General features: G+C 54.4%; 8 protein-coding genes and 4 tRNA genes. All 12 read left to right on the forward strand.

The window, feature by feature from the left end:
* The first annotated feature begins 393 nt into the window (after positions 1-393).
* Entirely contained in the window at positions 394-1,590 is a 1,197-nt protein-coding gene (locus CDH48_RS18790) for a DUF6160 family protein (RefSeq protein WP_100690229.1), read from the forward strand.
* Positions 1,590-2,675 (forward strand): hypothetical protein, encoded by a 1,086-nt coding sequence (locus tag CDH48_RS18795; RefSeq protein ID WP_227521180.1) that lies wholly within the window; start codon positions 1,590-1,592, stop codon positions 2,673-2,675. The genes CDH48_RS18790 and CDH48_RS18795 overlap by 1 nt, the downstream gene beginning before the upstream one ends.
* Positions 2,672-3,232 (forward strand): DUF6160 family protein, encoded by a 561-nt coding sequence (locus tag CDH48_RS18800; protein WP_227521181.1) that lies wholly within the window; start codon positions 2,672-2,674, stop codon positions 3,230-3,232. Before CDH48_RS18795 ends, CDH48_RS18800 begins: the two co-directional genes overlap by 4 nt.
* Positions 3,233-3,248: 16 nt before the next feature.
* Positions 3,249-5,651 (forward strand): DUF6160 family protein, encoded by a 2,403-nt coding sequence (locus tag CDH48_RS18805; RefSeq protein ID WP_100690230.1) that lies wholly within the window; start codon positions 3,249-3,251, stop codon positions 5,649-5,651.
* A gap of 106 nt (positions 5,652-5,757) precedes the next feature.
* The gene (locus CDH48_RS18810; RefSeq protein WP_100690231.1) at positions 5,758-6,729 is read left to right on the forward strand and encodes a biotin--[acetyl-CoA-carboxylase] ligase; all 972 of its coding nucleotides are present in this window, start codon (positions 5,758-5,760) and stop codon (positions 6,727-6,729) included.
* Positions 6,726-7,460 (forward strand): type III pantothenate kinase, encoded by a 735-nt coding sequence (locus CDH48_RS18815; protein ID WP_100690232.1) that lies wholly within the window; start codon positions 6,726-6,728, stop codon positions 7,458-7,460. The genes CDH48_RS18810 and CDH48_RS18815 overlap by 4 nt, the downstream gene beginning before the upstream one ends.
* The gene (locus CDH48_RS18820) at positions 7,457-8,119 is read left to right on the forward strand and encodes a hypothetical protein (RefSeq protein ID WP_227521182.1); all 663 of its coding nucleotides are present in this window, start codon (positions 7,457-7,459) and stop codon (positions 8,117-8,119) included. The genes CDH48_RS18815 and CDH48_RS18820 overlap by 4 nt, the downstream gene beginning before the upstream one ends.
* A 31-nt stretch (positions 8,120-8,150) precedes the next feature.
* A tRNA-Thr gene (locus tag CDH48_RS18825) sits at positions 8,151-8,226 on the forward strand.
* Between the two features lie 38 nt (positions 8,227-8,264).
* Positions 8,265-8,348, forward strand: a tRNA-Tyr gene (locus CDH48_RS18830).
* Between the two features lie 11 nt (positions 8,349-8,359).
* Positions 8,360-8,434 (forward strand) — tRNA-Gly (locus CDH48_RS18835).
* 14 nt (positions 8,435-8,448) lie between these two features.
* Positions 8,449-8,524, forward strand: a tRNA-Thr gene (locus CDH48_RS18840).
* A 51-nt stretch (positions 8,525-8,575) separates the two neighbouring features.
* The coding region (locus CDH48_RS18845; protein ID WP_227521179.1) for a GTP-binding protein at positions 8,576-8,715 on the forward strand (140 nt) is incomplete at its 3' end.

Consider the following 8,715-nt stretch of genomic DNA (forward strand, 5'->3'; position numbering starts at 1 on the left):
AAATAAAACAGCCCCGACAGCTTCGCTGCCGGGGCTGTTTTGTTTTAGATACGATACTACTGCCACTACAAAGCCCCCATGTGACCAGCTTGCTAACGGCAAGCGCAGGACGCGGGAGCAACGCGACGGCGGGCCCGAAGGGCCGAAGGCCGGCAGGCCTGAGCAATGTAGGTCATCGTCAGACGCTTAAATAAAACAGCCCCAGCGGGTAACTGCTGGGGTTTTTTTGTACCTGAATTATGACCCCCCGCACAGTTGCAGCTTTTACATACCGTTACAATTCTGAAAAATAATTGACAAAAGATAAGTCCTGACAGGTCAGCACCAGAGGCACATCAGACACCATTTGATCTACCGTCAAAAACAACAACACGGTAGCAATGAGATGTAACTATGAGCAGATTGATTTCAGCGCTTCTCCTGGCAGCCCTGTCTGTGGGTGCGAATGCCGAACTGAACGAAATATCCGACCAGCAGATGTCAGAGGTTACGGGCCAGGCTTTTGTGTCAGTGGATCGCGATTACCACCCCGACAACTCTACCGCCTATACTCGAATAAACCTCGGGATGGATATTGAGGTCCAGACCAATGTCGATACTCTGGAGCTCGGTCGATATGAACGCGCTGGGGAAAAGCCCGGCTCCTCCGATGTGCTCATCAATAACTTCTCTCTCGGCTACATTCAGAGCCAGCAGTTCTTCCAGGATAATCCCGAAGTGCCGGAGATGTATAGGCATGATGGAACGGCCTATGCCGAGGGGGAGATTGTTCCCTTTTTTATTGATAACCCTTTTATAGAGTTCGCTTTCGACCAACAAACCCAGAAAGTGGTTGGTGTGCGTCTTGGCTTTGGCGATGCGATGGGTGTTTTGTCTGCCGATATTGAAACGCTTACGGGTAATGTCAACGTAATGATCAAAGACGTTGGTGCTGCAATGAGGGATGCAGAGCAGGATAACCCGACAATATCCGATCAGTTGATCAAGTTTCTCACGCCGATTCTGGAGAAAAACAATGCTCTGGAAACAAAAGCGCGCCTGGTAGACGGCGACCCGAACTCGCCAACCTACGGTGAGGTTGATGAGATCAGGGCGGAGCACATAGGTGTTCCAGATGGCGAAAGGTTCGTACTTGAAGGAGCCAGTTCCTTTGCGCGTTTGTTTATGAAGGATCTTCTGGCTCCGGGTGCGAGCTCTCGGGTTGAAGTTCCCGGGTGTAACAATCTGTTCGATTGCCCGCCGGGCAATATTGAAGTTATTGCTATGGATTGCAAGGTGCTTTCTATTCAGGCTTGTTTCGACCTGGGGCAATACCGGTCCTTTGCTGTTGGAGAGCTAGGCGAGACCAACGGGGAAAGGAGTGTTGTTGCCCCTGCTGCGGGTGCCTTCCTGTCATTCCAGACCAAGGCTGTGGAGTGGGTAAAGGACGTCAAGAAGGGGAATATGAGTGAAGCCGAGTTCGTTAAAGCCACAAGTGGCGCTTTCTTCAACATTCCTAATGGTGCCACCGAAGTGAACCTGAGCGAGGCCCTGACCGGTGTGCCTCGTTACCGTACTGAATATATTGATCGTGGCAGAGGGCTCTTCTGATGATGGGCAGAACAGCTTTCAGAGGCGTTCAGAAGATCATGCAGCCGGTGAGCCTTGTTCTGGTCATTGCGTTTGGTTTTCATTCGGCGGTTCTAGCAGAGCTCCAGTCAATGAATGATGGTGAACTGTCACAGGTGGACGGCGCAGGAATCGGGTTTGTTCTCGATAACTTTACATTCTCGCACGGCACGGATGAACCTGACGAAAATGGTGAGCAGGCCCGAATATTTCGAATTACAGGAATAAAAAGCACCAGTGGCGAGGCTGTTGATATCACTGTCAATCACCTTTACATAGCAGGTGACGGTAGTAATTACGGCGAAAATCTCATTCCGGTAAACCTTGGCCGTTTGATCAATCCATGGCGTATCGATGTGGTCGACGGCAATGATATCGGCGTTCAGGATAAAGCTGTACTGGAGCTGGCAGCGCCGTCAAAAGTCGCGGCGGCAGCGGGATTTGATTGCCTGGGCGGCTCCGCTGTTGCGGGGTCGGGTACCTGTTCGAGTCGACCGGCGAACGGAGGCTGGAGGGGCGAGCGTGCTGATATGGGGCTGCAGATGAACGTTGCGGTTGGCGCTGACCGCTCCTCCAACCTCAATCTCCATGCCCGTAGCGCTGTCATTGATGGCAGCCATATCCGGCTCTGGGGCGATGATGAGCGCCGGCAGATGGCTGGCCAATTCCGGTTTAATCTCTACTCTCCGGAAGTCTCAATCAATGCCTGCTCCCGTGACGGCACCAGTTGCGGCTCCCGGATAAAAATGTCCGATTTTGCGCTGGAGCTGGTTATCGGGAACAGCCTCCAGCCAATCTTTTTCGATGTCGATGGGAGCGGAAATTTCATCCTGGAAGTGGACGCCATAGCAGCGCCGGCAGCAGGGCAGATCGCGGCTGACGGCCAGCGGGGCGGCAGCGACGCGGCCACCTGGGATTTCTATGATGATTACTATTCAAATCCGGATTTCCGGAGCAACCTGCACATCGGGAATTTCAGCGTGGGGGACCGGGACTTCGGGCCGGCCCGAATGGAGGGGATGCTGATTCAGCATCTGAAAATACAGACCAAGGACCTGGCGAAATGAATCATAAACTGCTGAGCCCTTGTGTCCGAACACCGCTTGTGTGTTTTCTTCTCGCGCTCCCCCTCAGCGGTGTGGCTGAAATGTCGCCTTTGGCGGATGAAGTTCTGTCGGGCGTGTCAGGGCAGGGCGGAATTTATCTCTCGGGGGATATCCGCATAAACGAAGTGGGAGGGCCCATTGAGAATAGCTATTTTGGTCGCTGCGATGATGCAACCAAAAAATGTGGGGCCCGGTTTGCGTATCGCCTGAAAGAGACCGGAGGCTGGTTGGTACTTGATGACATACGGGGGAGTTTTGCATTTGAGGGGCTCACCCTGGGGTTAACGACCATAGATTCCGGCTTTGCCGGGGATGGTGATCTGTTCAATGGAGATGCACTGGAGCTTGGGTTGCCCAATACCGTGCGATTCAGCGATGTCCGCTTCAAGATCGCTGCCAGCAATGCTCCAAGGCCCACTGACCCAGGATTTCAACAAACAGATATTTTCGCAGTTGAGATGCAGGGCAATGTCATCATGGAAGGCAACTTACTCGTTTTCCCGGCTGGCAATCCCTGATAGGTGAGGTGGAATCATGCGGTTTACCAAAGCTCATAGCTACACGATTGCCTTTCCTTCGGGGGTTATTCTTCTTGCAATGGCGTCACACGCTGTTGCTGACATGAGAAGCCTTGACGATTCTGAGATGGCATCTGTCAGTGGTCAGAGCGGTATAACCCTGGAGATGGATTTGGGTGTGACTGCGGACAGGGTCTCCTACTTCGATGACGGGCAGGGCATTCACCTTGAGGCATTCCGCGTGGGTTCGGCATCAGACTCTTCTGGTACGGCACATCACCTGGTCAAGGTCGATATCGGTTCAGACGCTTCGCTTAATCTCGATTATCTTGTCGAGGATCGTCGAATCGAGTTCGGCGACATTCGTCTTGCCGGTGCGCCGGGCCTTGGTATCGGCGGCATGTACTTTGATCACTCTCTGCAGGGCTTTCTGAATATAAAGTCGGGCGGGGCTGTAGGCGGAGAAGGCTATACCTTTGACACTGCTTACACCATGACCGGTGGCCGGTTGGGTTACAGAACCAACGGCAACGAAGTGTTTCTTGACGGCATTACCATGGATGTCGAAGCGCTGGGCATAACGCTCGATGTTGTTGATGACACCCTCCGCTTGAATGCACCCAGGGTTGTGGGCAACTGGCAGGTTGATGCTATCCGGTACAGCGGGAATCCATTGAATCATGGTGTTAGCGTTGATGCAGGCACTGGAGCCTTGTTGCCGTCCTATGGCGGCTTGAGTGGCCAGTACGATTTGTCTTCCAGAACGGATATTGCAGCCGGCGGGCGCAATGGTCAGGGGCTGCGGATCGATAATGAGACAACGATTCACAGTGCCTCTTTCCTGTACCACGATGACGCCAACGTAATCGCTCTGAGGGATATCACGGGCACCTACAAAGTAAACGACTTGAGGCTGGATGTTACATCCGACTGGCAGAATCGGCCAGCACTGGCGCTGACTCTGGGTTCGATGGAGGGCCACTTCAATATTGGTGCTATTGAAATGGGTGTCAATGGTAAAAATGTTGGTGAAGTGAATGTGAGTTTTCTGTTTGGCGACCGAATGTTCAATGGCCGCACCTACACCAACGCAATTTACCTTCAGGGTGGCGGGCATGCGGATGCCGGTCCACAAGGATTGCGGCTGGCAGCAGAATGGAGCCTGCAGCGCGCTGATGTCAGCTACAAAGAGGATGGTAACCGGGTGATTTTCAGCGGTCTTCAGTCATGGGGGCGAGGCGATGTTACGGTGAATGTTACCCGTGACGAGGTGCGGGGAGGCACCCGGTTTTACGATGGGCTGAGAGTCGGGTTTGAAGGGGTCAGTGCCGGTTATCGGATAAATGGCCTCAGGGTTGGCAGTGAAGATGCCAAGTTGCAGGGTGGGACGGAACTGTTGCTTGCCCTGGGTTTCTACCCGGCTTACGAATTTGAGCTGGACGGCCACGTAACTCTTGGCGCCGGAGGGGCGAGCGGCGAAGGTATCACTGTTAATTCTGATATCCGTATCCGGAACGGTAAAGCCGCCATCATTGCCGATCCGTATGACAAAGGTGCGGGTGAAATCAGGCAGAAGGGGCTTTGGATCAGTGAGCTTGAATATGATGCACATTTGCGTGATATGACAATTGATGCAACTGAAGATGGTTTGGCCATGGTCACCGGAGAAGCCTGGAGTACCATGGATATTGGTAACCTGCGGGTGGGAGACAAGTCCAAAGGGAGGAGTTTTGGCCGGTTTGTGCTCCAGAAATATGAGACTGGAAGCAGTATGGCCATTATCCCGGGCGGTGCGGGTAATGTCTGCGTGGGTGGCCAGGGTAGCTCAGCAACAGCGTGCCAGGCCACTGGCGGAATATGGGAGACCCGGGGCGACGAAGGCATTACTGTGCGCCTGGAAAAAAAGCTGGCAAGGGCTCTCAATGACACCCGGAAAAACGCGTTTAGCTGGGAAACGAACCGGCAGCTTGATGGAATTGGCAACCCGGTAAATGGCACGGGTACGGGTCTGGTGCTGAATGATATTTATACCAGTGATGGCGGTGATTTCGATGGCGATGGGCTGGAAGACAACGCCTTCGGTATTCGCACGGATCTCGCGGTTGATGTCTACCAGACTAAAGTGCTGAAAAAGCAGGATGGGCCGGATTCACTGGGGGTTGTCGGTGCAAAAGGCGATGAGAAAATCATGGACACCGGGGCGGCGCAAGGTTATCGCTATACCAGCAACCCGACGCCAGGCGATCTGAACAATCGTCCTTTAGGGTTCGCTGTGAAGGCCCGGAGCAGGTTCAAGGAGCTGTCAATAAATAACATTGATCTGGTGCATCCGACAGGCGGCGCTCAAACCGCTGTTTATGGCGTAAAAATGCAGAACTTTGATATAAGAGCAAATCTTACCGCAACTCCCATTCCCTGATGACAACGGCGATCGGGCTTCGGTTTCTCAGGCCGCCAACTTTGTTTTTTGCGCTCTCCTGGTGTTTAATCCGCCGATACCAAATCCTCCGGCCGGATGATATCTGATGAAACTCAAAGCCCTTATTAACCTGCTCAGCGATGGGCAGGTGCACTCAGGAGAATCTCTCGCCCGGCAGTTAGGCGTGAGCCGTACCGCGATCTGGAAGCAGGTACGGCGTGTTGTGGAAGAGGGGTATGAAGTGGCGACAATTCGTGGTCGCGGGTATCAACTGACTTCCCGGATTGATCTGCTGGATTCCGGCGAGATAATAAACCAGCTCGATACCGGCCTGGCTGCCCGGCTGGATCTGAGGGTGCTGGATGAAGTGGATTCCACCAATGCGGAAATAATCCGGCAGATTGCGGAATCCCGAGGTAGTAAGATCCCGGTTACCATCGCTGATTGCCAGACAGCCGGTCGCGGTCGCCGGGGCCGGAGTTGGCGGTCCCCCCGTGGCGAAAATCTGTATCTCAGCATGGGGCTCACCTTTCACGGCGGGTTTTCAGTTCTCGATGGCCTTAGTCTTGTGCTGGGGGTGGCGGTGGCTGAAGCGCTTGAGGCGCTTGGCGCTCCGACGGTTGGCCTGAAGTGGCCAAATGATATTTTTCTGCCCTCAGGAAAGCTGGGTGGCATACTTGTAGAGTTGCAGGGTGAGTTGCAGGAAGGTGTTGTACAGGTGATTGCCGGTATCGGAATTAATGTCCACATGACTAAAGCAGACGATGTGGATCAGCCCTGGAGTAGCCTCGCGAGCAGTTGTCCGGATGTGGAATGGTCCAGAAACCGGATTGCGGCAGGCGTTATTTCTGCAGTATCCGAAGCGGCAGAGACATTTTCCAGTGAAGGCTTTGGGGGGTTCCGTGAATCCTGGCAGAAGCGTGATATCTATCTCAACCGCCTGGTCCAGGCCAGGGATGGGCAGCTTGAGGGAGTCGCCTGCGGCATTGACGACAGCGGCAATTATTTGCTTCGTACCCGGGAGGATGAGGTTGTCCCCATCCGCGCCGGGGAGATCAGCTTGCGGGTGGTGTCATGAGGCTGTTAATTGATGCCGGGAACTCCCGCCTCAAATGGCGGCTTGATGACGCAGGGCGGGTTGTGGACCAGGGCGTTGGAGGTAGCGCAGATCCCGATCCGGTACCTGGCTTGACCACTGGGGTTGCAGATATTTCGCGAGTGGCAGTCTCAACGGTGGCCTCGGAAGAAACACGGCTTGCTCTCTTGCGACATCTGTCCGATCGAATCAAGGCGCCGGTCAGGTTTTATTGGGCGGAAGCACACCGGGATGGGCTCACGAATGCCTACCATGACTGCAACCAGATGGGCGCAGACCGCTGGCACGCTATGTGTGGTGCCTGGCGCGAGCATAAGCAGGGCTTCATCGTGGTAGACGCTGGCAGCGCAATAACCGTTGATTATGTGGACTCCGGGGGGCGCCACCTTGGGGGGTTCATTCTGCCGGGGTTGCAAATGATGCGGCGGAGCCTGCAGGTAGACGCTGCGCGTATAGATTTCGATCCCGGGCAGGTATTGGTCACGACCCCGGGTACAAGCACAAGCGAATGTGTTAACCATGGCGTTGCGTGGCTGAGTGGCGCGTTGATCGACAGAATTCAGCGGGACGCAGAGAAATTCGGTCTTAACGATGTTTTGGCCACGGGCGGTGATGCCGGGTGGCTGATCCAGCTTGGTTTGGCTGCCGAGAGTCATCCATCCCTGGTGCTGGAGGGGCTGGCAATTGTGGACGCCGGAGCCCTTCCGGAATGAAGTGGCTGGCTCTTGCGCTGGTTGTTCTTAATGTTGGCGTTTGGCAGATCAGCGAAGCCCTGGGGCCGGGCCTGTCATCGGTTCCGGCTGTAAGTGGCAATCTTCCACGGGTAGCCAGCCTCAAGATTCAGGATGAGCCAGTAACTCCGGTCCAGCTTGCTCCCGGCGAGCGAGCCTGTGTCAGACTGGGTTGGATTCAGTCCCCTGAGCGTGCCCGGGAACTCCTGAGCCATATTCCCGGGGGCAAGGTTTCCCGGGTGTCGGTGGAAGAAATCGACCGGTCACTGCCATCGCTGCACTGGGTGATTGTTCCGCCTCAGCCCCCCGCGGCGGCACAGGAACAGCTCCGGGCCATGCGGAACCAGGGGATAGATTCCTATCTGGTGACGGAAGGTGAAAATAAAAACGCCATTTCTTTGGGGTTGTTCGAATCCCTTGACGCAGCAATGTCCGTGCTGGAAGAAAAAAAACGCAATAATTTTAACGTGGTACTAGTCAACTTTGATCGAAATCAGATAAGCTACGCGCTCGCTTTAGAGACTGAATCGTCCCTCGTGGAGGAGGTGGTTCAGGCGGTCGAAGCGGATTATGGCCTGGAATTTGACTTCATTGAGGTCGATCGTTGCGAGAGTGTTGCAACGCCCGGAAAAAATCCGTAGTATACCGCCCTCGCTGAACAGGCGAATGTGAGCTGGCGTAGCTCAGTTGGTAGAGCAGCTGACTTGTAATCAGCAGGTCGGGGGTTCGATTCCGTCCGCCAGCTCCACTTTTTGTTGTGACAGGCGCATTGTATGTGTCTGACTCGGAGGGGTTCCCGAGTGGCCAAAGGGATCAGACTGTAAATCTGACGCGAAAGCTTCGCTGGTTCGAATCCAGCCCCCTCCACCACTTAATTGCTCGCGGGCATCGTATAGTGGCTATTACCTCAGCCTTCCAAGCTGATGACGCGGGTTCGATTCCCGCTGCCCGCTCCAATTTGATGTGTAATGCTCATGTAGCTCAGTCGGTAGAGCACATCCTTGGTAAGGATGAGGTCACCGGTTCAATTCCGGTCATGAGCTCCACTATTTTATCCGGTCAGCGATACATCCAGGTTGATCAGGGAGATTGGTCGAATGTCTAAGTCTAAATTTGAACGTAATAAGCCACACCTGAACGTGGGCACTATCGGTCACGTTGACCATGGTAAGACGACACTGACCGCTGCTCTGACTCGTGTGTGCCACGAAGTCTGGGGTACAGGTTCTGCGAGTGC

Origin of the sequence: Marinobacter aromaticivorans (assembly GCF_002806975.1) — a bacterium.
In the GTDB taxonomy this organism is placed as follows: Bacteria; Pseudomonadota; Gammaproteobacteria; order Pseudomonadales; family Oleiphilaceae; genus Marinobacter; species Marinobacter aromaticivorans.